Below are 275 nucleotides of genomic sequence, written 5' to 3' on the forward strand. Positions count from 1 at the left end.
TGCCCAGCCAGGCGCCTGTTGTTTAACTGTTGCAGTGTGCGTGCAAAAACGCCAGTGCGGTTCGTCCCAATACTTCCGCAGCAATCAGCATGGCCCGTTCATCCACATCAAACCGGGGATGATGATGTGGAAAGGAGGCTCCCAACTCTGGGTTGCCCGCCCCCACCATGATATAAGCGCCGGGGACACGCTCCAAATAGTAGGAGAAATCCTCGCCAATCATCAACGGCTTCATCTTCTCCACCTGGGCAAGGCCTACAACTTCAACCGCCGCT

Annotated in this window: 1 protein-coding gene; it reads right to left on the minus strand. The window is 56.0% G+C overall.

The window, feature by feature from the left end; translation table 11 throughout:
- Window positions 1-22: 22 nt before the first annotated feature.
- Window positions 23-275, minus strand: a 253-nt coding sequence (locus tag MXD62_RS08600; protein ID WP_248828861.1) for a M20/M25/M40 family metallo-hydrolase, incomplete at its 5' end; no start/stop codon positions are given.

It is taken from the genome of Frankia sp. Mgl5 (assembly GCF_023242985.1).
In the GTDB taxonomy this organism is placed as follows: Bacteria; Actinomycetota; Actinomycetes; order Frankiales; family Frankiaceae; genus Parafrankia; species Parafrankia soli.